General features: G+C 60.1%; 23 protein-coding genes. 14 read left to right on the top strand and 9 right to left on the bottom strand.

The genetic code is table 11. The annotated features are described in order from the left end of the window. Positions 1–76: 76 nt before the first annotated feature. The 5 genes from AC13Q5_RS23855 to AC13Q5_RS23835 all read right to left on the bottom strand — a co-directional run bounded on the left by AC13Q5_RS23855 (position 77) and on the right by AC13Q5_RS23835 (position 5,880). Entirely contained in the window at positions 77–1,138 is a 1,062-nt protein-coding gene (locus AC13Q5_RS23855) for an ABC transporter ATP-binding protein (protein ID WP_075854558.1), read from the bottom strand. After that, positions 1,131–2,897, bottom strand: coding sequence for an ABC transporter permease (locus tag AC13Q5_RS23850; protein WP_488503373.1), 1,767 nt, complete (start codon positions 2,895–2,897; stop codon positions 1,131–1,133). Before AC13Q5_RS23850 ends, AC13Q5_RS23855 begins: the two co-directional genes overlap by 8 nt. Before the next feature lie 90 nt (positions 2,898–2,987). After that, positions 2,988–4,052, bottom strand: a complete 1,065-nt coding sequence (locus tag AC13Q5_RS23845; protein WP_488503372.1) for an ABC transporter substrate-binding protein — start codon at positions 4,050–4,052, stop codon at positions 2,988–2,990. 349 nt (positions 4,053–4,401) lie between these two features. Further along, entirely contained in the window at positions 4,402–4,980 is a 579-nt protein-coding gene (locus AC13Q5_RS23840; protein ID WP_488503523.1) for a tyrosine phosphatase family protein, read from the bottom strand. 102 nt (positions 4,981–5,082) lie between these two features. Next, a complete protein-coding gene (locus tag AC13Q5_RS23835) occupies positions 5,083–5,880 on the bottom strand; it encodes a metallophosphoesterase family protein (RefSeq protein ID WP_488503371.1) in 798 nt (265 codons plus the stop codon). A gap of 129 nt (positions 5,881–6,009) precedes the next feature. Here AC13Q5_RS23835 and AC13Q5_RS23830 point away from each other — a divergent pair, with 129 nt between their 5' ends. The 13 genes from AC13Q5_RS23830 to AC13Q5_RS23770 all read left to right on the top strand — a co-directional run bounded on the left by AC13Q5_RS23830 (position 6,010) and on the right by AC13Q5_RS23770 (position 17,926). Continuing rightward, positions 6,010–6,711: an ArsR/SmtB family transcription factor gene (locus AC13Q5_RS23830; RefSeq protein ID WP_488503370.1), complete on the top strand. Its 702-nt coding sequence runs from the start codon at positions 6,010–6,012 to the stop codon at positions 6,709–6,711. 86 nt (positions 6,712–6,797) lie between these two features. Beyond that, the gene (locus AC13Q5_RS23825) at positions 6,798–7,493 is read left to right on the top strand and encodes a GntR family transcriptional regulator (protein ID WP_075854554.1); all 696 of its coding nucleotides are present in this window, start codon (positions 6,798–6,800) and stop codon (positions 7,491–7,493) included. Positions 7,494–7,513: 20 nt separating this feature from the next. Beyond that, a complete protein-coding gene (locus AC13Q5_RS23820; protein WP_488503369.1) occupies positions 7,514–8,425 on the top strand; it encodes an agmatinase in 912 nt (303 codons plus the stop codon). A gap of 349 nt (positions 8,426–8,774) precedes the next feature. After that, entirely contained in the window at positions 8,775–9,377 is a 603-nt protein-coding gene (locus tag AC13Q5_RS23815) for an amino acid synthesis family protein (protein ID WP_488503368.1), read from the top strand. A 33-nt stretch (positions 9,378–9,410) separates the two neighbouring features. Then, complete coding sequence (locus tag AC13Q5_RS23810; RefSeq protein WP_425298691.1) at positions 9,411–10,238, top strand: alpha/beta fold hydrolase; 828 nt, start codon at positions 9,411–9,413, stop codon at positions 10,236–10,238. Next, the gene (locus AC13Q5_RS23805) at positions 10,235–11,170 is read left to right on the top strand and encodes a flavin reductase family protein (protein ID WP_488503367.1); all 936 of its coding nucleotides are present in this window, start codon (positions 10,235–10,237) and stop codon (positions 11,168–11,170) included. Before AC13Q5_RS23810 ends, AC13Q5_RS23805 begins: the two co-directional genes overlap by 4 nt. After that, positions 11,167–12,207: an LLM class flavin-dependent oxidoreductase gene (locus AC13Q5_RS23800; RefSeq protein ID WP_075854549.1), complete on the top strand. Its 1,041-nt coding sequence runs from the start codon at positions 11,167–11,169 to the stop codon at positions 12,205–12,207. The genes AC13Q5_RS23805 and AC13Q5_RS23800 overlap by 4 nt, the downstream gene beginning before the upstream one ends. 5 nt (positions 12,208–12,212) lie before the next feature. Further along, positions 12,213–13,676 carry an aldehyde dehydrogenase gene (locus tag AC13Q5_RS23795; protein ID WP_457879254.1) on the top strand — a complete coding sequence of 488 codons (1,464 nt, stop codon included), beginning with the start codon at positions 12,213–12,215 and terminating at the stop codon, positions 13,674–13,676. Positions 13,677–13,681: 5 nt separating this feature from the next. Continuing rightward, the gene (locus AC13Q5_RS23790) at positions 13,682–13,996 is read left to right on the top strand and encodes an NIPSNAP family protein (RefSeq protein ID WP_075854547.1); all 315 of its coding nucleotides are present in this window, start codon (positions 13,682–13,684) and stop codon (positions 13,994–13,996) included. 54 nt (positions 13,997–14,050) lie between these two features. Beyond that, positions 14,051–15,061 (top strand): ABC transporter substrate-binding protein, encoded by a 1,011-nt coding sequence (locus tag AC13Q5_RS23785; protein WP_075854546.1) that lies wholly within the window; start codon positions 14,051–14,053, stop codon positions 15,059–15,061. A gap of 114 nt (positions 15,062–15,175) precedes the next feature. Then, entirely contained in the window at positions 15,176–16,048 is an 873-nt protein-coding gene (locus tag AC13Q5_RS23780) for an ABC transporter permease (protein ID WP_075854545.1), read from the top strand. Between the two features lies 1 nt (position 16,049). Continuing rightward, on the top strand, positions 16,050–16,850 hold the full coding sequence (locus AC13Q5_RS23775) for an ABC transporter permease (RefSeq protein WP_488503366.1): 801 nt from the start codon (positions 16,050–16,052) through the stop codon (positions 16,848–16,850). After that, positions 16,847–17,926: an ABC transporter ATP-binding protein gene (locus tag AC13Q5_RS23770; protein WP_075854543.1), complete on the top strand. Its 1,080-nt coding sequence runs from the start codon at positions 16,847–16,849 to the stop codon at positions 17,924–17,926. The genes AC13Q5_RS23775 and AC13Q5_RS23770 overlap by 4 nt, the downstream gene beginning before the upstream one ends. Before the next feature lie 321 nt (positions 17,927–18,247). Here AC13Q5_RS23770 and AC13Q5_RS23765 read toward each other — a convergent pair whose 3' ends face one another. The 4 genes from AC13Q5_RS23765 to AC13Q5_RS23750 all read right to left on the bottom strand — a co-directional run bounded on the left by AC13Q5_RS23765 (position 18,248) and on the right by AC13Q5_RS23750 (position 22,385). After that, the gene (locus tag AC13Q5_RS23765; protein WP_075854542.1) at positions 18,248–18,526 is read right to left on the bottom strand and encodes a transposase; all 279 of its coding nucleotides are present in this window, start codon (positions 18,524–18,526) and stop codon (positions 18,248–18,250) included. Positions 18,527–18,533: 7 nt separating this feature from the next. Continuing rightward, positions 18,534–19,979 (bottom strand): HlyD family type I secretion periplasmic adaptor subunit, encoded by a 1,446-nt coding sequence (locus AC13Q5_RS23760; protein ID WP_488503365.1) that lies wholly within the window; start codon positions 19,977–19,979, stop codon positions 18,534–18,536. 11 nt (positions 19,980–19,990) lie between these two features. After that, positions 19,991–21,706, bottom strand: a complete 1,716-nt coding sequence (locus AC13Q5_RS23755; protein ID WP_488503364.1) for a type I secretion system permease/ATPase — start codon at positions 21,704–21,706, stop codon at positions 19,991–19,993. A 103-nt stretch (positions 21,707–21,809) separates the two neighbouring features. Continuing rightward, a complete protein-coding gene (locus tag AC13Q5_RS23750; protein ID WP_457879249.1) occupies positions 21,810–22,385 on the bottom strand; it encodes a PE-PGRS family protein in 576 nt (191 codons plus the stop codon). 572 nt (positions 22,386–22,957) lie between these two features. Between AC13Q5_RS23750 and AC13Q5_RS23745 the strand changes: the two genes are divergently transcribed. Continuing rightward, the gene (locus AC13Q5_RS23745) at positions 22,958–24,046 is read left to right on the top strand and encodes a hypothetical protein (RefSeq protein WP_075854538.1); all 1,089 of its coding nucleotides are present in this window, start codon (positions 22,958–22,960) and stop codon (positions 24,044–24,046) included. Positions 24,047–24,273 lie beyond the last annotated feature (227 nt).

The following is a 24,273-nucleotide window of genomic DNA, read 5'->3' as shown; positions in this document are numbered from 1 at the left end:
CGTGGAACTCCGAACCGCTCTCTCTTGCTTTCATGCAGCTCCAGGAAAGCCGCTGCGTATGTTTCCTGGAACTGCTTCAGGCCGCTTCCGGGTAGAGCCAGACGCTTTCGCGCGGGATCTCCGCCCAGACCGTGCCTGCCGCCATCAGCTTCGGGCCGAATGCCTTGGCCTTGAAATCGCCGTAGGACAGACGGTATTCCCAGCGGTCACCGAGGAACAGGCACGCCTCCAGCTGCATCTCGATACGGCCCGGTGCCGGTTGGTCGTGAACGGCCACCTGCTCGACACGGATGACGGCCTTGCCTTGGCTTTCCGCCCCATCCCCCATCATCACGCCATCGAGCTGCCAGTTGCTACCATGAATGCTGGCTGTAGGGCCATCGCGTTTGATGCGTCCCGCGGCAACATTGTTCGCACCGAGGAAATCGGCGACGTAGAAGCTCGAGGGCTTTGAATAGATATCCTGCGGCGGGCCTTCCTGCGCCACCTTTCCGTTGCGCAGCAGCAGGATATTGTCGGAAGCCGCCAGCGCTTCGGCTTGATCGTGGGTGACGAGGACGCCGCAAATACCGAGATCGAGAACGAGCTTGCGGATCCAGTAGCGGGCTTCTTCGCGCAATTTCGCATCCAGATTGGACAAAGGCTCGTCCATGAGCAGGATCTTCGGCTCGTAGACGAGGGCGCGGCAGATGGCGACGCGCTGCTGCTGTCCGCCGGAAAGCTGATCCGGATAACGTTCGGCGAGGTGGCCAAGGCCGATCTTGCCGAGCGTGTCGAGGACGCGCTTTTCTGCATCAGCCTTGTTGACGCCCCTGAGTTTCAGGCCATAGGCGACATTTTCCGCGACGGAGCGGTGCGGCCACAGGGCATAGGATTGGAAAACCAGGCCGATATTGCGGTTTTCCGGCGCGACGGTGACGCGCTTGTCGCCATCGAAGACCACCGAGCCGCCGATCTTGATCTGACCGACTTCGGGCTGTTCGAGACCGGCAATGCAGCGCAGCAGCGTCGTCTTGCCGCTGCCCGAAGCCCCGAGCAGCGAGACGATCGATCCGCGATTGGCGGTAAACGAGGCACCCTGAAGGATATGCAGACCGCCGAGGTATTTATGGACGTTTTGAACGATGAGATCAGTCATGGATCTTGGCTCCGAGACGAAGGGCGAGGGCAAGGCCGCCGCCGGTAAGAAGGATGCTGACAAAGGCGAGTGCGGCAATCGTATCCATGGCGCCGGACTGGAGCTGCGCCATCATGAGAGAGCCGATGACCTCCGTGCCGGCGCTCATCAGGTAGATGCCGGTGGCGTAGTCGCGTAGGAACACGATCATGATGAGCGCCCAGGCGCCGACGAGGCCGGGCCGAATGATCGGGATGACAATGTCGCGCCAGCTCCGGCCAATGGTTGCGCCCGTGGTCCGTGCTGCTTCTTCGAGCTCCGGGCTGACCTGGATCAGCGTGCCCTGCAGCAGGCGCAGCCCATAGGAAAGGCCGACGATGACATAGGCTGCAAACAGGCTGATCAGCGTCGTTCTCAGTGGAATGAGGAAGGGCACGAAGAGGAACAGCCAGAAGAAGGCAAGGCCGATAATCAGGCTCGGCATGGCGCGCGGCAGCAGCACCATATAGTCGAGCACGGTGTTGGACATGCCTCTGTGGCGGTGTCCGGCAAGCCCGATCAGGAGGTAGATCGCGACGGCCGCCGCCCCGCCCACGACGGAAAGGACGACCGTGTTGACGATGCCGCGAAACAGCGTCGGCACCTCCATCAGCGTCGCGAAATGCGCGACCGTCAGATGCGCCAGCGGATTGACGCCCTGGCCCCACGCATCGACGAAGGCGCGCAGCACGATGCCGCCGATCGGCAGTGCGACCGAGACGAAGAGCCAGAAGCCGATGAAGGACAGCGCGACGATCTGGCCGGTCGGTCCAAGCCGCATCACGGTCGTTCGCGGCCCCTTGCCTCCGAGCGCGGCATAGCGGCGGCTATGGCGCAGCAGGCGGCGTTGATACCAGACGAGCGGCAGCGTCAAGAGAACGAGCAGCACGACGACGACGGCCATCAGCTGATAGGTCGGCACGCCGAACAGCGTCGTGAGCTTGTAGACGTAAGTCGTCAGAACGATGATGCCGCTGGGGTCGCCGAGGACATAGGGGACACCGAACATTTCAAAGCCGATCAAAAGGTTCAGCGCGGTAGCAAAGACCAGTGCTGGCAAAACCATGGGCAGCGTCACGTCGAGGCAGACCCGCCAGATCGGCGAGCCCATCGATCGGGCAGCCTCCTCCAGATCGGAGGGCAGGTTGCGCATGGCGGCCGACACGTAGAGATAGACATGCGGCACGTGCGCAAGCCCGGTTACGATGACGATCCCCGTCAGGGAGTAGAGGTTCCAAGGTGCTGCCCCGAAGATGTCGCGTGACAGCATGGTGAGGAAGCCCGCGGGACCGACGGCAACGGTGTAGCCGAAGGCAAGCACGATTGCCGAAATGAACATGGGCACGAGGACGACGACCTCGAGCGCCTTGCGGAACTTGACGTCTGTTCGCGTCAGCAGGAAGGAGAGTGCGGCGCCCAGCGGCACCGCGATCGCCACCATGCCGACCGCCATGATGACCGTGTTCCAGAGCGCGTCGTAGAACATTTCGTCGGTCAGGATATAGCGATAGGCCTCTATCGAGAGCTTGCTCTTCGGCGCGAAGAACGGCCCGTCGAGCAGGCTCTGGTAGATGATGAGGACGATCGGCGCCAGCACGACGATGGCGAGCAGGCCGATGACGATACGCCGGAAGCCAAGGGCATTGGCCGGCTGCGGGATCGATGTGAATGTCTGGTTCGCGTGAACCGATCGCCGTCCGGCGTGAGACAGGGTCGATACGGGTGTCGACGGTGCCGACATCGGCGCGCCTCCTTCTCGATGGTGGTTGTTTTCGAGCATTCCCGCTTCTGTTCGGGCTGCGAGAATGCTCTCAGGTGATTGGGCGTCGCGTCAGCTCTTGACCGATCCGCGCCACTTCTTGAGGAAGTCGAGGCGCTTCATGGGGTCCATGAACTCCAGGCGCGAGTCATCGAGCGCGATGGGCTTGAGGTTGCCGCCGACCAGTTCGTTGATGGTGTTGATATTGTACCCCTGGTCGACATCGGTGCGCAGCGACGGCATGCCCTTCGAGGCGATGGCGTTCTGGCCCTCCTGAGACAGCATGAAATCGAGGAAGAGCTGCGAGGCATTGGGGTGCGGTGCGTTCTTGATGACGGCGGCGACGCGCGAGAAGGCCGGCGTATAATCCTGACCGAAGGCGACGCCGAGATTGGAAGCGCTCTTTACCCAATCGAGCGCATAGGAGCCGATGAGATTGAAGGCGATCACGTTCTCGCCCGAAACCACCGTTTCGCGCATGGAGCCTGTCGAGGAATAGGTCTTGCCCTTGGCGGTGCCGAATGCCGTAACCAGATCCCAATAGTCGCTGCGCTGCTTGGAGTCGTTCGTCTGGATCATGAAGCCGACGCCGGACTTTTCCGGATCGAAGGTCGCGACCTTGCCGGCGACATCCGTCTTGCCAAGGAATTCGATCAGGGCCGCGCGGGTGCGAGGAACTTGATCCTCCTTCAGGGCGAGCTTGTTGTAGATCATGCCGATCGGCTCTAGCGTGGTGGCATAGACCGTCTTGTCGTAGACGGCCCAGCTCGGCAGCGCGCCAATTTCCGTCGAGGCATAGGAAGCGAGATAGCCATCCGCCGCAAGCTTCACCGTCTGGTCCATCGCCGACGTCCAGACGAGATCTCCGCCGACTTGTGCGGCAGCGGCTTCGGAAATGATGCGATTGTAGACGCCGTTGGTGCCGATATCGTTGTAGTCGATGCGGATGCCGGGATATTTCTTCGTGAAGGCATCGAGCAGCGCCTGGGCCTGCGACAGATCGGTCGCGGCGTAGATGGCGATAACGCCTTCCTTCTTGGCGGCGGTCACAAGCTCGTCGCTTGCCGCCAAGGCCGTGCCGTTGAGGCCAATGGCGATCGCGGCTACGATGCTGAATTTATTGAATAGCAGTGACATTTGAATTCCTCCCGTTGACTGCTGCATGATTTCGATTGCTGCCTGCATCCCCGAATTGAGGACATGCTCCGACGGCGCGGCCCTCCTGACGGAAAGCCGGTGAATAGGATATGATTGGCTGGTGATGACCGGCGATGGATGCCGGATGACAGGCGCTAGTCGCGACCGAGCGCGGTTTTCATGATATCTCCTCCCCAATGGCTAGCCGGCTCATGAGCCGACCGTCTCTGTCCTCTACAGATTGCAGCCAAGGTGACATCGATTCCTGTCAGGGAACTGTCACGGTGGAAGAAGATGTATAATGAGGTCGTCGTGCCGGCGGCCAGTCCTCAGGTAGGAGAGGTGCTCCTTACGCAGGGATCGCCATATTCAGTTCCGCCTGGCGTCCGAGACGCGTCATCCAGTCGACAAAGTCAGGTCGCCCCTTGATCTGCCGGCCGTAGTGACGGGCGAGTGCCGCGTTCAGATCGCCCTTCCTGCCGAGCTGCTCGTCGGCAAAGCCGATCATCTGGGAGTTCGGCCAGGCCTGCGGGCGGATGGCGACAAGGCGGGCAAACAGGCTTTCGGCGGATTCGTCGGGGTTTGCTTGCGCCATCAACGACAGCATGGCCGCCGTCGAGCGCGATACGCCCATATGGCAATGGACCAGCAGATGGCTCGAAGCGTCGGGATCTTGTTGCGCCTGAAACTCGGAGCCGAATTTCAGGATCGCGTCGACATGCTCCGGCTGCGGCATCACGCGGCCTGGAGCCGTCGCGATGATATCGTGAAAGCGCAGCGTCGTGCGATGATGCCGGGCATAGGAGTGGAAGACATCGAGCTCGGGATGTTCCGGATCGAGGAGGGAAAGCACGTGGGTAACGTTTCGCACCCGTTGATCGGGCAGCTCCTCAATGCCGCAAACCGTGAGTTCGGGAGAAAGAAGCATGCCCATTGTCATATCCTTCAAATCAGCTGGCGATTCCGCACCGCCTCAATACGATATAGTGTCATCGCTCTGGAGTGAAAGTGCTTTTGCTCCTTGCGGCCGTCAGATGGCGCCACGAGATGTCCGCGTCGCCTGGGTCTTTGAAAACAGAACGACCTGCGTTTTGATCTCTTTTTCATCCATCTCGAGAATGCGATAGCCGAACGTTCCTGCATCGGCCTCCAGACGCGCGGATTGCTTGACGATCTGATAGGAGACCGCCGGCGAGACATATTGCCGGATGTTTGCTTCCCGGGCTTCGTCGATCATGTGGTAGTGGCCACAGAACAACGATATCTCGCAATCAGTGCCGATCAGAAGCGCTCTGACCTCATCCCGATCGCGTAAGGCGGCACCGGTTCGATCGACCGGCGTGTCGAGCGGCAGGATCGGATGATGCAGGAAGATTGCGGCCCGCTTCACACTCTCTAGTTCGCGGGTGAGCCACTTGCGCTGGCCGTCGCCGACGGCGTTGTCGGACGTATCGAGGAAAATCCGCTTCAGATGCGGATCTTGCCGCGAGTAACACAGTTTCCCTGCCACGATATTGCCGCCCATGTCGCAGTACGGCGCGACATTGCCATAGGTGTCGTGGTTGCCGAGGATGAGCGACACTTCGAAGGTATAATCGCGCAGGAGTTCGAAAAAGCCGTCGACCGAATGTGCCGTGCCGATATCGCCGCCGAAGACGACCCTGGAAATGCCTTTGCCGGCGATGTCGTCGAGAACCATGCGCAGGTTATGCTCGTGCTCTCGCGGCGTCTCCTCATAGCCCATCTTGTCGCCAGCAATTTCACTCCTGGCGACCAGTTTCTGGCCGAGATGCGTGTCGGTGAAAAAGGCGAGGATTTCTTTGGTCATGGGTATATTCCGTACCAATTGCTTGTGTGCCCAGTCTAAGCCGGCAACCTGCTCCAATGCTTCGACGCGTGTCGAAACATGCGAACTATTTCGGTGCTATGATGCTGCCTGCGATGAAGAGGCCTAGACATGACGACCCAGCCGAATATAGCCGCCGTTGCCTTTCTGATTGCCGATCCTGCGCGCGTTGCCATGCTGTCGGCGCTCCTCGATGGCCGGGCTCGACCGGCCGGCGAGCTCGCCTATTCTGCCGGCGTGACGGCGCAGACGGCCAGTTCTCATCTCGGAAAGCTGTTGGCCGGCGGGCTTCTGGCTGTGGAAACCGAAGGGCGGCACCGTTACTATCGTCTTGCCGGTCCCCATGTTGCGCTGGTGCTTGAGACCCTGGCTTCGATCGGCCCAGCGGAATCCGTGCGACGAAAGCCGCTGACCCGGGACGCGCAAAAGCTTCGATTCGCTCGTTGCTGCTACGATCATCTGGCTGGCCGCGTCGGGATCGCCGTAACCCATGGATTGTTGGAAAAGGGGTTCCTTATTGCGGCCGAAAGGAAGAGGTTCGAACTCACAGCGGCTGGTGCAGAGTGGTTCGACCGCATGGGCATGAACACGGCCAGTATCAAACCCACGCGCTACGGGCTTGCCCGGCAATGCCTCGATTGGACGGAGCGGCAACATCATCTTGCTGGACCGCTTGGCGTTCATTTGACCAACCTCCTCTTTGCGGAAGGCTGCATACGGCGATCGCCCTCGTCACGTGCCGTTGACGTCACGCCGAAAGGCTGGAAGGTGTTGAAGGAGCATCTCGGCATTCACGAACAGGCCTTGCTCTGAGGACCGCTCTGCTGCATTGACTTCATTTCGACAATGGATGATTTTGGTAGGCCATATTATGGTATCCGAAGATCGAGGGTGCGGAAATGAATGATGATGCGCACGGCGCCGCAATTCGCGTGGAGCGTCCCACCAAGACGTTGCGGGAGCTTGCGCTCGACAAGGTACGAGAGGCAATCATCAACGGCTATTTCCGTCCGGGGGACCGCCTGGTCGAACGCGATCTTTGCGCTCAGCTCGGCGTCAGCCGCACGATCGTTCGCGAGGTTCTACGCCATCTCGAATCCGAGGGTCTGGTTGCCAACCTTCCGAACAAGGGGCCGATCGTTGCTCAGCTCAATCATGACGAAGCCAAGCAGATCTACGAAATCCGCGCAGCGCTCGAAGGGATGGCGGCGCGGCTTTGCGCCGAGCAGAACAACCCCGCAATCGCCGATGCCCTCGACAAGTCGCTGGAAGAAATAAAGCACAGCTACCGCGAGAAGGACATGGCTGGCGTGCTCGCCCACACATCCTCCTTCTACCAGACACTGTTCAGCATGGTCGACCGCCATGTGGCCTGGGGCGTCGTCAATCTTCTGACCGTGCGCATCAATCACCTGCGCTCGATGACGATCAAGACGCAAAATCGCGATGTCCAGGGGCCGGCCCAGATGGCGCGTATCGTCGATGCTATCAGGCGCGGCGACGGCGATGGCGCCTATCAGGCGGCGATGGATCATGTCACCAGCGCAAGCGCCATTGCCCAGGCCGTGCTTTCCGGGCGACAGCCGATCGATTGATTTCTCGCCAAGGCAACCAAATGACCGCCTCCTCTTCCTTTCTCGGCTTTTCGGACCGCCTTGACGATGGTCGCCTGCCGAGCGTGGTGATCTTTGGTGCCGGCCACGGCAGCACCTATCCTGGCAAGGACAGCAGCGGCTATGCCCTGTCGGCCGGTGCTATCCGTGCCGCCAGCCAGGATGATGCCGGGCTTGTCGAACATTGGGATTTCGATCTCGGCGGCCCGCTCTTCGACGGCAAGGCGATTTCCTGCGTCGACGTGGGGAACGTTGAGACCGTCATGCATGACAATGCCGGCAACCGGAGCCGGATCGAGGTGAAGATGCGCGAGGTCCTGGCATTGCCGGCCGTGCCGATCCTGCTTGGCGGCGACTGTTCCGTCACGATCCCCTTCATTGCCGGTTTTGCGGATGAGGGTCCGGTCTGGATCTTGCAGATCGATGCCCATATCGATTGGCGCGACGAGCTACATGGCGAGCGCTATGGCTATTCAAGCCCGATGCGCCGGGCAAGCGAGATGCCGCATGTGGCTGGAATGGTGCAGGTCGGCCTGCGAAGCGTCGGCAGTGCCCGTCCTTCGGACGTCGAGGCGGCGCAGCGCTATGGCAGCCGCTTTGTCACGGCCCGCGAGATCCACGCCCAAGGGGTCGAAGCCGCTCTTCGGCATATTCCGGAGGGAGCAAGGGTCGTCGTCACGCTGGATTGCGACAGCATCGATCCCGGCATTATGCCGGGTGTGGCGGCGCGGACACCCGGCGGCTTAACCTATACGCAGATCATCGACCTGATTGTGGGTCTCGGTCGGCGGGCTAATATTGTGGGCTTCGATCTGGTGGAGTTCTATCCTCCTGCCGACATCGACGGCCTGTCCGCCATCATCGCGGCGCGCATTGTTGTCAATGCGATCGGCGCCATCGTCCGCCAGGGGTAGAGCCGGCAAATTCCCGCCGTGATGGCTGGTCGACTTGCACGGCACCGGATGATGTCGATGACATGTCTCATCAAATTGTCGTTTGCCTGGCGAGGCGGGTTGACTCTCCCATACCTTCAGTGTGACGGTATACCATAATAACTAATACAAAAGCGGAACATCGACAGCTGAAGATATGCAGCGAGCAAGCATCGCTTTCGCGGGCGCTTGTCGTTTCCTGTCAATAAGGCGTTGTTATAGCTGATTATTTTTGGGGTGCGACATGGTTTTTCAGTCCGGTCGCTCAAAGCTGCTTGACAGTCTGGTATTATGGCATACCATCATATCTAATCTTAGATGAGAGAGAGCCATGAGCCTTCAGATCCGAAAAACTGTCCTGCAGATCGAAACGACGCTTGTTGAAGGAGGAAAGGCGGCAGCCACGCCGCTAAAGCTCTTCTCCGCCTGTGCGATCGTCAAAAACCCTTGGGCTGGTCGCGGCTTCGTCGCGGATCTGAAGTCCGAGATCCATGCTGCTGCGCCTGTCCTCGGCGAATTGCTCACCAAGATGATCATCGACGCGGTCGGATCGGGTGAGGCGGTCGAAGCCTACGGAAAATCGGCAGTCGTTGGCCTGGATGGCGAAATCGAGCATGCCTCCGCGCTGATCCACACGCTTCGGTTCGGCAATCACTATCGCCATGCTGTCGGCGCCAAGTCCTATCTTGCCTTCTGCAACACGCGCGGTCCTGCCAATGCGCCGATCATGATCCCGCTCATGGACAAGAACGATGAAGGTCGCCGCTCGCATTACCTGACGATTCAGACCTCGGTTCCCGATGCGCCTGCCGCCGATGAGATCGTCGTGGCGCTTGGCGCCTCTGTCGGCGGTCGGCCGCATCATCGCATCGGCGATCGTTACCAGGACCTCAAGGATCTGGGACAAGACGTCTCCAATCCGGCCGGCGTGTAAGGATCGGATGTCTGGATGCCGGCGATGGAAACCATGGACCAGAACAAGCCCGATCATCTGAAGACGGAAGGCTTGCTCCGTAAACACACAGTGCGCGGCACGGCCTATCATGAGGTCGGCAAAGGCGAGCCGCTGGTTCTCATCCATGGCGTCGGCATGCGGCTTGAAGCCTGGACGCCACAGATCGAGGCATTTTCCGGAAGCCATCGCGTCATAGCCGTCGATATGCCTGGGCATGGCGAAAGCGTCGCATTGCCTGCCGGAAGTCCGCTGCAAGCCTTCGTCGCCTGGTTCGGTGGTTTCCTCGATGAGATGGAACTCGGCAAGGTCAACGTTGCCGGCCATTCGATGGGTGCGCTTGTCGCCGGAGGGGCGGCTGCCACTTTCGGCGAACGGATTGAGCGGATCGCCTATCTCAACGGCGTCTATCGTCGCGACCCCGAGGCCAAGGCGGCCGTCCTTGCGCGTGCAGCGTCAATACCGCTTGCCGGCGTCGACAAGGAAGGCCCGCTGCTGCGCTGGTTTGGCGATGATGCCCAAAGCGCGGTGGCGCGGGAGCTCACCCGCAACTGGCTGAGCCTTGTCGATCCGCAGGGCTATGCCACGGCCTATGCCGCTTTTGCCGGCGGTGATGAGACCTATGCGGATCGCTGGCCCGGTATCGGGGCGCCTGCTCTGTTCCTGACGGGTTCGGACGATCCGAATTCGACGCCGCTGATGGCCGAACAGATGGCTAGCGCTGCACCCAGAGGCTGGGTGCGGATCGTCGAGGGTCACCGCCACATGGTGAACCTGACGGCACCAGACATCGTCAATGAGCTGCTCGCCGAGTGGCTTTCATGCGGGGAGGACGCAAGATGACGACACAAGATTTCGATCCAAGGGCGTTGCGTGACGCATTCGGCGCATTTCCGACCGGCGTCACGGTCGTGACGGCGCGCGATCGGGCGGGCCTGCCGCTCGGCTTTACCGCAAACTCCTTCACGTCGGTGTCGCTCGATCCGCCGCTTCTTCTTGTCTGTCTGGCAAAGACCTCGCGCAATTTCGAGGCTATGACGAGCACCAAGCATTTTGCCATCAATGTGCTGTCGGAGACACAGAAGGCCGTCTCCAACACCTTCGCGCGGCCCGTCGAAGACAGGTTTGCCGCCGTCGAGTGGAATTCGGGTGCGGATGGCTGTCCGATCCTTTCCGATGTCGCTGCCTGGTTCGAATGCACCATGGAACAGGTCATCGAAGCCGGCGACCACGTCGTTTTGATGGGGCGCATCGTCTCCTTCGACAATAGCGGTCGCAATGGTCTCGGCTATGCGCGCGGCGGCTACTTCACGCCGATCCTGGCGAGCAAGGCGGTCTCTGCCGCTGCGGAAGGCAATATCGAGCTCGGCGCGGTCGTCGAGCGCGATGGCGAAATCCTGCTTCTTGGCACGGACGTACTTGCTCTTCCGAATTGCGAGGGCAGGGAGGGCAGCCCGGCCGACATTCTTGGCCAGTATCTGACTGCGCTGACCGGCCTGACAGTAACGGTCGGCTTTCTCTACTCGGTCTATGAAGGCAAGAGCGATGGCAAGCATCACATCGTCTATCGCGCCTTTGCCTCGCAGGGCGAGCCGCGCGAGGGCAGGTTCCTCAAGCCTGATGCATTGAAGGCGGCACAGTTCAAGACCAGCTCGACGGCTGACATCGTCGCTCGCTTCGCGCTGGAAAGCCAGATCGGCAATTTCGGGGTCTATTTTGGCGATGAGACTTCCGGCATGGTGCGGCCGGTTTCCGGGAAGGCGGTGCAGGCATGAAATTCTCTCTCTTCGTCCATATGGAACGCCTTGACGCGAGCCAGACCCATAAGAGCCTCTATGAGGAATTCGTCGCGCTCTGCGAGATCGCCGACAAGGGCGGCATGCACGCGATCTGGACGGGCGAGCATCACGGGATGGATTTCACCATCGCGCCCAATCCCTTCGTCACGATCGCCGATCTGGCGCGGCGCACGTCGCGGGCGAGATTGGGCACGGGAACGGTGATCGCGCCTTTCTGGCATCCGATCAAGCTTGCCGGCGAAGCCGCCATGGCCGACATCATCTGCGACGGCAGGCTCGATATCGGCATTGCCCGCGGCGCCTACTCTTTCGAATATGAACGGTTGCTGCCGGGTCTCGACGCCTGGGGAGCCGGCCAGCGCATGCGCGAGCTGATCCCGGCCGTCAAAGGTATCTGGCAGGGGGATTACGCCCATGAGGGCGAGTTCTTCAAATTCCCGTCGACGACTTCGGCGCCGAAGCCGCTGCAGCAGCCGAATCCGCCGATCTGGGTGGCGGCGCGCGACCCGAATTCGCATGAATTTGCCGTCGCCAACGGCTGCAATGTCCAGGTGACGCCGCTTTGGCAGGGTGATGACGAGGTCGAGGCGCTGATGGGCCGCTTCAACGATGCCTGCGCCAAGAACGCGCATATCGAGCGGCCGAAGATCATGCTTCTGCGCCATACCTATGTCGGCTCCTCGGAGGACGATATCGCACGGGCCGCACATGAGCTCAGCGTCTACTACAATTACTTCTTCGCCTGGTTCAAGAACGAGAAGCCGATCCATCAGGGCCTGATCGAGCGCATCCCCGAAGAAGATATCCGCGCCAACGCCATGCTGTCCGATGCGGTCATGCGCAGCAATAATGTCGTCGGCGATGCCTCGACCGTGATTGCCCGGCTGAAGACCTATGAGGCGATGGGCTACGACGAATATTCCTTCTGGATCGACACCGGCATGTCGTTCGAGCGCAAGAAAGCTTCGCTCGAACGGTTCATCGCCGAGGTCATGCCGGCATTTGCGGAGTGAACGTCATGCAGCGCTTCCAGTCTTATATCGACGGTGAGTTTCTGGACGGGGAAGGCCGCTTCCAGAGTATCGATCCCGCGACCGGCGACGTCTGGGCGGAGATGCCGGAAGCGCGCGAGGCCGATGTCGACCGCGCCGTCAATGCCGCCGAGAAGGCTCTCTACGAAGGCCCGTGGTCGAAGATGACGGCGACGCAGCGCGGCAAGCTTCTCTATAAGCTCGCCGACCTGGTTGCGGCCAATGCGCAGAAGCTTGCGGAACTGGAGACGCGCGACACCGGCAAGATCATTCGCGAAACCTCGGCGCAGATCGCCTATGTCGCCGACTATTATCGCTACTATGCCGGCATCGCCGACAAGATCGAGGGCTCCTATCTGCCGATCGACAAGCCTGACATGGATGTCTGGCTGCGTCGCGAGCCGGTCGGCGTCGTCGCCATGGTCGTGCCCTGGAACAGTCAGCTCTTCCTGTCCGCGGTCAAGATCGGGCCGGCCCTTGCGGCAGGCTGCACTATGGTCGTGAAAGCGTCGGAAGACGGGCCGGCGCCGCTTCTGGAATTTGCGCGCCTGGTTCATGAAGCCGGTTTTCCAGCCGGCGTCGTCAACATCATCACTGGGTTCGGCCCGTCCTGCGGCGCCACGCTGGGGCGCCATCCGAAAGTCGCGCATATCGCCTTTACCGGCGGGCCGGAGACGGCACGTCATGTCGTGCGCAATTCGGCCGAGAACCTTGCCTCGACATCCCTAGAGCTCGGGGGAAAGTCGCCCTTTATCGTCTTTGCCGATGCCGATCTCGAAAGTGCCGCCAATGCGCAGGTTGCCGGCATTTTCGCAGCGACCGGCCAAAGCTGCGTTGCCGGCTCGCGGCTGATCGTCGAAGCCAGCGTCAAGGACACCTTCCTGTCGATCCTCAAGCGCAAGGCCGAGGCGATCCGCATTGGATCGCCGCTCGACATGGCAACCGAAGTCGGACCGCTCGCCACGAAACGCCAACAGGATCATGTCGCGGCTCTCGTCGAGAAGTCCATTAAAAGCGGCGCGCGGCTCATAACTGGCGGGCAAACGCCCGACGGCGCCGGCTACTATTTTCCGCCGACGATCTTGGATTGCGATGGCGTCAATTCGCCGTCGCTCGCCGAGGAATTTTTCGGCCCTGTCCTGTCCGTCGTCTCCTTCGAGACGGAAGCCGAAGCTCTGAGATTGGCAAACGATACCCGCTACGGACTGGCATCCGGTGTCTTCACCCAGAACCTCACGCGCGCCCATCGCCTGATGAAGGGCATTCGCGCCGGCGTCGTCTGGGTCAACACCTATCGCGCGGTATCGCCGATCGCGCCCTTCGGCGGTTTCGGACTTTCCGGCCACGGCAGGGAAGGCGGTCTTGCGGCGGCTCTCGACTATACCCGCACCAAGACCATCTGGCTGCGGACGTCGGATGATCCGATCCCCGATCCCTTCGTCATGAGGTGAGACCGATGTTTTACGAGATCCGCACCTACCGGCTGAAGAACGGCACCATCCCGCAATATCTGAAGGTCGTGGAGGAGGAAGGAATTGCCATCCAGAAGGCGCATCTCGGCAACCTCGTCGGCTACTTCCATTCGGAGATCGGGGTGATCAACGAGATCGTGCATATCTGGGCCTATACAAGCCTCGACGACCGCGAAGCGCGGCGCGGGCGGCTGGCGGCGGACCCCAAATGGCAGGCTTTCCTGCCGAAGATCCGCGACCTGATCGAAGTCGCGGAAAACAAGATTATGAAGCCTGCCGCTTTCTCCCCCTTGGGGTGAACGGGTGGCCGCATAAGGCATGCCTCAAAGACTGAAAAACAAGGACAAGGGAACATGAAAGCAAGAATTGCACTCGCGGCCTTTGCCGCAATAATGGCCGCATCCATGCCCGCCAAGGCCGACACCATGGTCTTCACGAGCTGGGGAGGAACCACACAGGATGCGCAGAAGGTCGCCTGGGCCAACCAGTTCACTGAAAAGACCGGTATCGGCGTGATGCAGGACGGTCCGACGGACTACGGCAAGCTGAAAGCCATGGTCGAGGCCGGTCAGGTCAGCTGGGATGTGGTCGACGTCGAGGGCGATTATGCCGCGCAGGCCGGCAAGGCAGGTCTGCTCGAAAAGCTCGACTTTTCCGTCATTGACAAGTCCAAGCTCGATCCGCGCTTCGTCAGCGATTATTCGGTCGGAAGCTTCTATTATTCCTTCGTCATCGGATGCAACGCCGATGCCGTCAGCGCCTGCCCGAAGACCTGGGCGGATCTCTTCGACACCAAGAAGTTTCCCGGCAAGCGCACCTTCTACAAATGGTCCGCGCCTGGCGTGATCGAAGCCGCACTGCTCGCCGACGGCGTTCCCGCCGACAAGCTCTATCCGCTCGATCTCGACCGCGCCTTCAAGAAGCTCGATACGATCAAGTCGGATATCGTCTGGTGGTCGAGCGGCGCGCAGTCGCAGCAGCTTCTGGCATCGGCCGAAGCACCTTTCGGCAGCTTGTGGAACGGCCGCATGACGGCGCTTGCCAATAGCGGCGTCAAGACGGAGACGTCCTGGAGCCAGAACATTACGGCGGCGGATTCCCTCGTCATCCCCAAGGGTGCCCCGAACATGGAAACGGCGATGAAGTTCATCGCGCTCGCGACCTCGGCGCAGTCGCAGGCCGATATGGCGAAGGCGACAGGATATGCACCGATCAATGTTGACTCCGCGAAGCTGATGGATCCGGAGACGGCCAAGACTTTGCCCGACCAGCAGACGGCAAGCCAGGTCAATGCCGATATGAGCTATTGGGCCGCGAACCGTGATGAGATCGGCAAGAGATGGTACGCCTGGCAGGCGAAGTAAGCTCCTAAGGCAACTGGGCCGCCGCGGATCGAGGTCCGCGGCGGGGCAATGCGAGATCCGGGCGTCGCTGCAGCCAAGGCTGCTCGTCGGCGCCCCTGGTGGGAAGGAATTGCCATGTCGACATATATGGACGTTGCGGACGAGGCCGCACCGGCGCGCAAGGCGGCAAGGCCTACGGGTTTTGCCCAGGTGGCGCCGGCTTTCGCCTTCGTGGCGATCTTTTTCATATTTCCGGTCATCGCGCTGCTCCTGCGCAGCGTGATGGAACCGACATTCGGCCTCGGCAATTACGCCGAGCTGTTGGGCTCCGCGACCTATATCAAGATCTTTGCCAACACCTTCATCGTGTCGGGGCTCGTCACCATCATATCCCTCCTGATCGGTTTTCCCGTCGCCTGGACGCTGGCGATCATGCCGTCGCGATGGGCCTCGGTGATCTTTGCGATCCTGCTGCTGTCGATGTGGACCAACCTGCTGGCGCGAACCTATGCCTGGATGGTGCTTTTGCAGCGCACCGGACTGATCAACAAGATCCTCGTCGGCATGGGCCTGATCGACAAGCCGCTCGCGCTGGTCAACAACCTCACCGGCGTCACGATCGGCATGACCTATATCATGCTGCCCTTTATCATCCTGCCGCTCTACGGCGTCATCAGGAAGATCGACCCGGCCGTGCTGCAGGCGGCAGCGCTGTGCGGCGCCAGCCGTCTGCAATGCCTGACCCGCATTCTGATACCCCTTGCGGCACCTGGCATGATGGCAGGTGCACTGATGGTGTTCGTCATGTCGCTCGGTTACTACGTCACGCCATCGCTGCTTGGTGGCACGGCGAACATGATGCTCGCCGAACTCATCGCGCAGTTCGTGCAGTCGCTCGTCAATTGGGGCATGGGCGGGGCCGCCGCCTTCGTCCTGCTCGTCGTCACGCTGACGCTCTATGCCGTGCAACTGCGGTTCTTCGGCGTTCAGAGCACGGGAGGGCGCTGAGATGCTGCTGAATTTCGACCGCCTCGGCTGGTGGAAATATGTGCTGCTCGTCATCACGGTCCTGACGGCGGCTTTTCTGCTGATGCCGATCCTCTTCATCGCGGCCTTGTCGTTCGGTTCGTCGCAATGGCTGATCTTTCCGCCGCCGGGCTGGACATGGCGCTGGTACGTGGAGCTGCTTTCCGATCCGCAATGGCTGGCCTCCGCCTGGACCAGCTTCAAGATCGCATTAATTGTGACCGTGCTTTCGGTGCTGCTCGGCCTGGTGACCTCCTTCGGCCTCGTGCGCGGAAAGTTCATGTTTCGCGATGCGCTGAAGGCGCTGTTCCTGACGCCGATGATCCTCCCGGTCGTCGTCTTCGCCGTGGCGCTCTATGCCTTCTTCCTGCGAATTGGCCTTGGAGGCACCTTGATCGGCTTCGTGGTGTCCCACCTTGTGCTGGCGCTGCCCTTTTCCATTCTGTCGATCTCGGGCGCGCTCGAGGGCTTCGACAAGTCGATCGAGGATGCGGCCGTGCTTTGCGGCGCCTCTCCGCTCGAGGCGAAGATCAGGGTGACGCTGCCTGCCATCAGCCACGGATTGTTCTCGGCCGCCGTCTTCTCCTTCCTGACATCCTGGGACGAGGTGGTCGTGGCGATCTTCATGGCGAGCCCGACATTGCAGACCCTGCCGGTCAAGGTCTGGGCAACGCTCAGGCAGGATTTGACCCCTGTCGTCGCCGCTGCCTCCACGCTTCTCATTCTGTTGACGGTCACGTTGATGACGCTGGCCGCGATTGTACGCAAGGTTCTGAAATCATGAGCGAATCTTTCCTGAAGATCAAAGGTATCCGCAAGGAGTATGGCCCCGTCGTCGCAGTCCACGACGTCAATCTCGAGGTCAAGCGTGGCGAGTTCCTGACCTTCCTCGGTCCCTCCGGATCGGGCAAGAGCACGACGCTCTATATCCTCGCCGGCTTCGAAAATCCGACCAAGGGCGATATTCTGCTGAACGGCGAGACGTTGCTGTCGACACCATCGCACAAGCGCAATATCGGCATGGTGTTCCAGCGCTATACGCTGTTTCCGCATCTGACTGTCGGCGAGAACATCGCCTTTCCGCTGAAGGTCCGCCGCAAGTCCAAGGCCGAGGTCGACAGCCGGGTCAGGGAAATGCTGCGCCTCGTTCGCCTGGAGGGCTTCGAGGATCGCAAGCCCGCGCAGATGTCGGGCGGCCAGCAGCAGCGCGTCGCCCTTGCAAGGGCGCTCGCCTATGATCCGCCGGTGCTCTTGATGGACGAGCCGCTGTCGGCTCTCGACAAGAAGCTGCGCGAGGAGATCCAGCACGAGATCAAAAGAATCCACCAGCAGACGGAAGTGACGATCCTCTACGTGACCCACGATCAGGAGGAAGCATTGCGGTTGTCCGACCGCATCGCCGTTTTCTCCAAGGGCGTCATCGACCAGATCGGCACAGGCCCGGAACTCTACGCCAATCCCCGCACCCGTTTCGTGGCAGAATTCATCGGTGACAGCGATTTCATCTCCTGTCATCTGCTGTCCTCGGACAATGGTCAGGCGACGATCTCGCTCGGCGACAAGACCGTTTTCGACAGCATTCCAGTGCATGGCAGGCCGGCGTCGGGCAGCAAAGCGGCATTGATGCTACGGCCGGAGCGCATCCGGCTCGGGCGCCAAGCGGGTGCGAGCAAGGGCCTCAGTGCAACGGTCAACGATATCACTTTCCTTGGCAACAACGTGCATGTGACGACGCGGATCGCTGCTGGCGAAACCCTGTCCGTGCGCCTACCCTTCGGCCACGAAGCAATCTCCGGCCTTAGCCGCGGCGACAATGTGCATCTGGAGTTCGATCCCGACGCCGCACATGTGTTCTGCTAGCACTACTTGGAAAGGAGCACCTGCACGAAGGCCGTTCTGGCCACGCTTGCGATTGTCTCGCCCCTATAGCCCCAAAGTTGCGGTAGCAGCCACGGTTTCCTGTCGATACTTGATCCCTGTTGGCAAGCGCTTCGCTGACTTTGCTGGAGAGACAGACCATAGGCAACAAGCGTTGTCGGCTTCTTGAGGCACGGGCGAGACAGCGCTTGCTACTTTTGAACCGTTTTCCTTTACCTTTCATTTCGGAGGCACGTGTCCAAAAACATGCTGCCGTGCCCTAGTATATAAGGCCCGAAGGTGACCGCATCCTATGATTAGAGGTTAGTTTCGCCCATTCGATGTCTTGGCCAGCATCTCGCTCAGCGTTGCTGCCGAGAGCATGGCTTCGGCCAAAAGCTTCTTGAGCTTCTGGTTCTCTTCCTCCAATGCTCTCATTCTTTTGGTATCGAGACCAGAGCTTCTAAACTGTAGGGATTGCCAGCGATAGAAGGTCGGTTCGCTGATGCCATGCTTGTGGCAAACATCCGCTACCGTCACCCCAGCCTGGTGCTCCTTCAGAATGCCGGTAATCTGGTCGTCGTCGAATTTTCTCTTGCCCATCACCGCTTCAGTCCTCACGAAATGCTCTGTGGAAACTGTCTAGGAGCGGTCTGATGGCATAGAACGCCACGCTGCTTTTGCCCGTTTCGATCAGTGCCTGTGCGGGCATGCCCGCGACCAGTTCGACATCGCTCATTTTCGCCAACCGCTCGTCCGTCACACGGATCGTCGCGGCAAAGTAGGGCTGGCCGCTCTGCGCATCGGTGAGACGGTCCGCCGACACATACTCGACCTGGCCCTTCAGCAGTGGAACGCGCCGCTGATTGTATGGAAGAAGGTGAACCTGCGCCTCAAGCCCCGCGCGGACGAGATTGATGTCTTCCGGTCTCACATGGGCCGACACGATGAGGCGATCGTTGCGTGGCACAAGATCGACGAGCGGCTCGCCCGCGCCGATCACTCCGCCAGCCGTGTGGATGCGCAGGTTCATGATCGTTCCATCTTCGGGGGCGCGGATATCGGTCCTTGAAAGCTGGTCGTCGATCGCCCACAAACGCTCGCGCAGTTGCATGATCTGGTTTTCCGTGTCGCGCATGCCTTGCGCGACTTCGCTCAACCGATCGCTTTCAAGCTTTGCAAGATCGGCCTGTGCCTCGCTGATTACCTGGTAGGCGCGGGAAATCTGCGCCTCCACCTGACCCTGCTGGCCAGCAAGGTCTGCTTTTTCCCGCTGGAGGTTGAGAACGGTATTCTTTCGCTCCAATCCCTTGGCGTTGAGGGCCGTAACCTGATCCAGTTCCTGCTGCGAGATTGCCGCTCTGTCGGTCAGTGCTACCTTCTGTGCGCCAAGTCCGACGATTTCCTGGCGCACCTGCGCGATTTTCTCGTTGGTGATACCAGCTTCCGCTTGCATGACCTGGCGACGCGCTTCGAAGATCTTCCGTTGTCCGGCTATAATTGTACCGACCGAAGGATCTTTGTCCATTGCCGCCCTGAGGTCCTGCGGAAAGGCGATATGGTCAGCGCCCGTCTGCTCCGCAAGCAGGCGGGCGCGGCTTCCTTCGGCGTCCCAAAGTTGCCCTTGAATACTGTCACGCTCCGAGCGGGACTTCGTGTCGTCGAGTTCTATCACGACTTGTCCGGCCGTGACCGCATCGCCATTTTTGACGAGTATCCGTCGCACGATGCCGCCTTCCAGGTGCTGAATGGTCTTGCGGCTGGACTCCGGTTCGATCACGCCCGATGCGACCGCTGCGCTTTTCAGCGGCGCCAGAACCGACCAGATTCCCAATCCGACTATGAAGACGCCGATCAACAGGTTCCCGGTCCATATAACGCCCCTGAGCCCCGGCATGGGCGAAGGGGGGGCGGGTCCGCGCTGCTTCGACCCGAGCACCGGCGAGTAGGCTGCCAGTTGCTTGGGCGTCGCAATCGATCGTTCCGCGAACCGCTGGCTCGCTCTTGATGAATTTGAAAATCTCGCCAGCGTTGCGTCCAGTTGAACAAAGGTCATGGTGTCTCTCCCTATGTTCCTGTTCGAGATGGCGGTTGAAGATGAGTTTCGTAAATCCGCTCACTGTCGCCGAAGGCAGCCACAGTCCCGTTGCGCATAATGGCAATCTTGTTGGTAACTGGCAGGATACCCATCCGATGAGTTATGATAACAACGGTCATCCCCCTCGATTTCATGCGCTCAATCGCCTTGTACAGCATGCGTTCGCCGTCATAGTCGAGGCTCGAGTTCGGATCGTCGAGAACGATGAGGGACGGATTCCCATAGGCCGCCCGTGCCAGTCCCAGCTGCTGACGCTGAGCGCGAAGGAGCAGGCTTCCACCTTCGCCGATATCGGTCTCGTAGCCCTTTGGCAGCCGCATGATCGCCTCGTGCAATCCAACCAGCTTCGCGGCATCGATTGCTTTGGCGGGATCTCCTCCATCCAGCCGGCCGATCACATCCTTGATTGCTCCGCCGAAGAGCTCGATGTCCTGCGGCAAATATCCGACGTGGTGGGTCCCTCCGCAAAGGCGCAGAGCCGAAATATCTACCCCACCAAGAAGAGCGCAGCCGCTTGTTGCTTGCACAACGCCTGCTATGACGCGACCTAGCGTCGATTTTCCTGATCCCGACGGGCCGATGAGGGCGATGCAATCGCCAGGCGCCAGGTGCAATGTGATACCAGTCAATATCTGCCTGTTGGCGAATGGCTGAATATAGCCGACGTTATCGAGAATAAGGCCATTGGGTTCCGGTTGCGGCACCGTTCGGGCATCGCGTTCCGATGCAACGGCGATCAGCATTCGGTTCAGGCGATTGAAGGCATTGCGAGCAAACGTGAAGGAGCGCCATGCACCTATCGCGCCTTCGATCGGCGCGAGCCCGCGCCCGAGCAGCAGGCTCGCAACGAAGATGATGCCGGGGCTGCTGTTGCTCGCGAGCACTAGCCATGTGGCGGATCCCATCATCAGGATCTGCGCAAGTGTCCGGATCGATTTGGAGAAACCAAGAATGATCTCCGTCCGATGCATCGCGACGTCCTGTGCCCTTCTTGCCATTTCCGCATCGCGATAGACCAGCAGCGCCGCACCATACTGCATGCCCATTGCCCGGATCACCTCGATGTTTTTGAGGGCGTTCGCGAATCGCATATAGCTCCTCGAAAGGGCAAGATTGGCGCGGGCAAGCGGCTCTTGCGTCGCCAGTTCCGTGAGGAACGCAAACAGCAGAAGCGCCAGTGCGCTCAGAAGACCGATCGCCCCAAGCAACGGATGAACAAGAAAGAGCAGCAGCAGGAAGACCGGCGCCCAGGGGACGTCAAAAAAGAGGGAGCTTGCTGGTGAATCGAGGAATTGGCGTAAGGTGGCAAGGTCCCTGTAGCACTCCGTGGCGGCTCCTGCATCGGCGCGCGCGGCATATTCGAATGATGCGGTGAGCACCATGGGCCGCAGCCTGTGATCAAGCCAGCTGCCGATGCGCGAAAGAGCTGCCCTGCGTATGATATCCAGCGTTGCGCCGACTACCACGGCGATGGCGATGATCATTGTCAGCATCAGAAGCGTATCAGCGCTTCGGCTCGACAGGACCCTGTCATAGATCTGCAGGAGATAGACGGAAGGCGCTAGAAGAAAGAGATTGTAGCCGCAGCTATAGAGGAAAACCAACCCGAGGGCTCCGGCGCAAGCCCGGAGCGCAACAACGAGCTGTGTCTGTGGGCGCGATGGCGTTACAGAAGGCGTTGCCATTATCCGATCTCGCTCCACTTGATACTGATAAGACAAGGCTGCCGGTGGGTTCCGCAACCTATGAGGGTCGCCAGCCGAAGCCGGCGACCCGCAGGGCCTGGGTTCATGAGCCAAGATGGCTGAGATCGATATGGCCGAAGTCGTTCGTGAAGTGATCGAGAGCATTGTTCACGGTGGTTGTTGAGGGGTCCGTGTGAACCAACGCTGCCGAGATGTCGCCACCACGCGCCAGGTTGCCGTTACCACCGTTGCCGCCGACGCCTGCGAGGATGGTGGCATGCTGATCAGCCAGAAGCTGAGTATATTGCGTCGCCGTGGTATCAGCGCTTACCGCTGCCGTGTCGCCGCCGCTCACGCTTCCCTGGCTACCGTTGGAGTGAGAATCTCCCCCGGCGCCGCCGGAACCACTGTTCGTGACTGCCGCCAGGAAGCCATTCTGGGCTTGAGCAAAGCCGCCAGGTCCGCCGCTGCCGGCAGTCCAATCCGCCATCTGTCCAACATGGTCGCCGTTGTGCAGATCGGTAGATGCTCCTTCGACCGATTGCACGTTGGCGACATACGCAACCGGATTGTAGTCAATATTGCCATGGCTATTGCCATCGCCGCCGTTGCCGGCGCTCGCGTCGCCGGCAACCGGGTCACTGAAGTGAATCGTGTCCGATATTTGTGGAATAGGCATTGATATCCCTCCTTCAACTTCGTTTCGTCCGTGTGGGTTCTACGGCATGGGTATCCAGCATCTCACCGCCAGCAAATACAACCGCGGGTGAATATTACCTGCGGTTAAATCTGCGAGCTATCTAGATATTCGGTGACACTCCTTCGGGCGTATGCTTGGAGATGACGGAGCGTAATTTGATCTCGGTGCATAGCGATAGGCACCAGATGATATGGTCGCGATCAGGTCCGCCACCTGATCGACGCACCTGGTCTTTCGAAGTAAAGGCGGTTCAAGCGAACAGGCTGGATTCTAGGGTTCTGAGGAGGGTTGGCTCGGAGCCGAAAACCGTTGCGAGAAAAGCAGGGCAACATGTCGGGTCTCCGCTCCAAGGGCGGTTTTGACGCCCTCAAATTCGCATGGTGGGGGGCTACATCCATGATAGCCAAATGGCTATGATACTAGCCGACAGGATGTAGACGAATTGCAGGCTCTGCTTTTCTCACGTTCAGATGCACAATGTCCGAAAAATTCTGGCTGCATAAGTTGCACGCTCCGTGAGACGTGCGGTTGATCGTGCAATGGAGATGGTTATGACGGAAATTCGTCCCCTATCGGAAGACTTGCCCAAAGCAGGTGCCGATCAGAACCTCACCTCCAATTTGGCTGCGGGGCATCTGGCTCTGGTGCCGACCTGGCTTCCATTGGATGTCTCTTCGGGTCCGAACTACAATTCAGCTGGCAGCGGCGGCGATGGGATAAGCGACGGCGTGATCGACAGCAACGCACTGGCCGTCTTCGTGCCCTCCAATACGGCCATTGCGGGACCTCATTCGAGCGCGGACGCCTTCCAGGGTAACGATGCGCTGATCAATCAGCATCCCACCGAAATGGCGGGGATCGGCGGGAATGGCGGAAGCGGCAATGTTGCCATCGGCGGCGGCGGTGACGTCAATCATGCCGGCACCGGTGGCAACGGCCTCTTTTTTGGCGGGCTCGTAAGCTCCGATGTTGCGGTGTTTGCCCCTGTGAATACGGCTGTGGCGGTTGGCCCTGGCGCTGAGGCTCACGCCGATCAAACGAACAACGCCATGTTCCTGCAGGGGGCAACCCAGATGGGTGGCATCGGCGGCTCCGGCGGGGACCACAATGTCGCGATCCACGACTCGACGGCGAGCCCGGGAACCGCAGTTACATTTACGGGTGACAATTATGCGGGGCATGGCGGCAACGGAGTTTTCGTCGGCAGCATGGTCGATGTGAACGTAGCCATCTTCTCCCCGATCAACATCGCCGTAGGCGCCGCGGGCGGTTCGGCGGAAGCCCATCAGACAAACAATGCGATTTTTGATCAGGGGACCATGCAGATTGCCGGCATCGGCGGCAACGGCGGTGGCTTCAACATGTCATCGGGGACGATTTTTACCGGCAACCATGAAGCTGGCGGCGGTGGAGTTGGATCGTCGACCGGCAGCATGGTGGACGTCAACCTCGCCTATTTCCATCCTATCAATATTGCAGTTCCTGCCGGTGGGACGGCGGACGCCCAGCAGATTGATCATGTTCTCTACGATCAGCATGCACTTCAATTGGCCGGTGTCGGCGGTCACGGCGGCGGCGGCAACCTTACGGACGCCCATTCGGCCCTCGTAGACGACATTCTGGGCTTCATACACACCTGAAAGATAGTATCCTTGCTGGCATTGCGGAGGCTCAACTCCATGAGGCCGTCTTCCGCTCCATTTCTCAAACCATATGCTGGATCGTTTCATCCGTCTGGCTTTTTCCTTCCATAGAAACATGTTGCGGAACGCCCGATCACCGCGGTACCGAACATTCCACCATGAACCTATCCATATTGTCGTAGATTTCGACCGCTGCGTTTGGCTGGTATCTGTCGGTACCTGCT

Source organism: Martinezella sp. CNPSo 3964, from assembly GCF_057784375.1.
Note: the sequence above shows the minus strand (reverse complement) of the source record. Positions and strands in the feature narration are given on the sequence as shown.

Excerpts from the sequence above, each read along its gene's own strand:
- AC13Q5_RS23855 (WP_075854558.1), bottom strand. The coding sequence starts at position 1,138 with ATGACTGATCTCATCGTTCAAAACGTCCATAAATACCTCGGCGGTCTG.
- AC13Q5_RS23850 (WP_488503373.1), bottom strand. The coding sequence starts at position 2,897 with ATGTCGGCACCGTCGACACCCGTATCGACCCTGTCTCACGCCGGACGG.
- AC13Q5_RS23845 (WP_488503372.1), bottom strand. The coding sequence starts at position 4,052 with ATGTCACTGCTATTCAATAAATTCAGCATCGTAGCCGCGATCGCCATT.
- AC13Q5_RS23840 (WP_488503523.1), bottom strand. The coding sequence starts at position 4,980 with ATGCTTCTTTCTCCCGAACTCACGGTTTGCGGCATTGAGGAGCTGCCC.
- AC13Q5_RS23835 (WP_488503371.1), bottom strand. The coding sequence starts at position 5,880 with ATGACCAAAGAAATCCTCGCCTTTTTCACCGACACGCATCTCGGCCAG.
- AC13Q5_RS23830 (WP_488503370.1), top strand. The coding sequence starts at position 6,010 with ATGACGACCCAGCCGAATATAGCCGCCGTTGCCTTTCTGATTGCCGAT.
- AC13Q5_RS23825 (WP_075854554.1), top strand. The coding sequence starts at position 6,798 with ATGAATGATGATGCGCACGGCGCCGCAATTCGCGTGGAGCGTCCCACC.
- AC13Q5_RS23820 (WP_488503369.1), top strand. The coding sequence starts at position 7,514 with ATGACCGCCTCCTCTTCCTTTCTCGGCTTTTCGGACCGCCTTGACGAT.
- AC13Q5_RS23815 (WP_488503368.1), top strand. The coding sequence starts at position 8,775 with ATGAGCCTTCAGATCCGAAAAACTGTCCTGCAGATCGAAACGACGCTT.
- AC13Q5_RS23810 (WP_425298691.1), top strand. The coding sequence starts at position 9,411 with ATGGACCAGAACAAGCCCGATCATCTGAAGACGGAAGGCTTGCTCCGT.
- AC13Q5_RS23805 (WP_488503367.1), top strand. The coding sequence starts at position 10,235 with ATGACGACACAAGATTTCGATCCAAGGGCGTTGCGTGACGCATTCGGC.
- AC13Q5_RS23800 (WP_075854549.1), top strand. The coding sequence starts at position 11,167 with ATGAAATTCTCTCTCTTCGTCCATATGGAACGCCTTGACGCGAGCCAG.
- AC13Q5_RS23795 (WP_457879254.1), top strand. The coding sequence starts at position 12,213 with ATGCAGCGCTTCCAGTCTTATATCGACGGTGAGTTTCTGGACGGGGAA.
- AC13Q5_RS23790 (WP_075854547.1), top strand. The coding sequence starts at position 13,682 with ATGTTTTACGAGATCCGCACCTACCGGCTGAAGAACGGCACCATCCCG.
- AC13Q5_RS23785 (WP_075854546.1), top strand. The coding sequence starts at position 14,051 with ATGAAAGCAAGAATTGCACTCGCGGCCTTTGCCGCAATAATGGCCGCA.
- AC13Q5_RS23780 (WP_075854545.1), top strand. The coding sequence starts at position 15,176 with ATGTCGACATATATGGACGTTGCGGACGAGGCCGCACCGGCGCGCAAG.
- AC13Q5_RS23775 (WP_488503366.1), top strand. The coding sequence starts at position 16,050 with ATGCTGCTGAATTTCGACCGCCTCGGCTGGTGGAAATATGTGCTGCTC.
- AC13Q5_RS23770 (WP_075854543.1), top strand. The coding sequence starts at position 16,847 with ATGAGCGAATCTTTCCTGAAGATCAAAGGTATCCGCAAGGAGTATGGC.
- AC13Q5_RS23765 (WP_075854542.1), bottom strand. The coding sequence starts at position 18,526 with ATGGGCAAGAGAAAATTCGACGACGACCAGATTACCGGCATTCTGAAG.
- AC13Q5_RS23760 (WP_488503365.1), bottom strand. The coding sequence starts at position 19,979 with ATGACCTTTGTTCAACTGGACGCAACGCTGGCGAGATTTTCAAATTCA.
- AC13Q5_RS23755 (WP_488503364.1), bottom strand. The coding sequence starts at position 21,706 with ATGGCAACGCCTTCTGTAACGCCATCGCGCCCACAGACACAGCTCGTT.
- AC13Q5_RS23750 (WP_457879249.1), bottom strand. The coding sequence starts at position 22,385 with ATGCCTATTCCACAAATATCGGACACGATTCACTTCAGTGACCCGGTT.
- AC13Q5_RS23745 (WP_075854538.1), top strand. The coding sequence starts at position 22,958 with ATGACGGAAATTCGTCCCCTATCGGAAGACTTGCCCAAAGCAGGTGCC.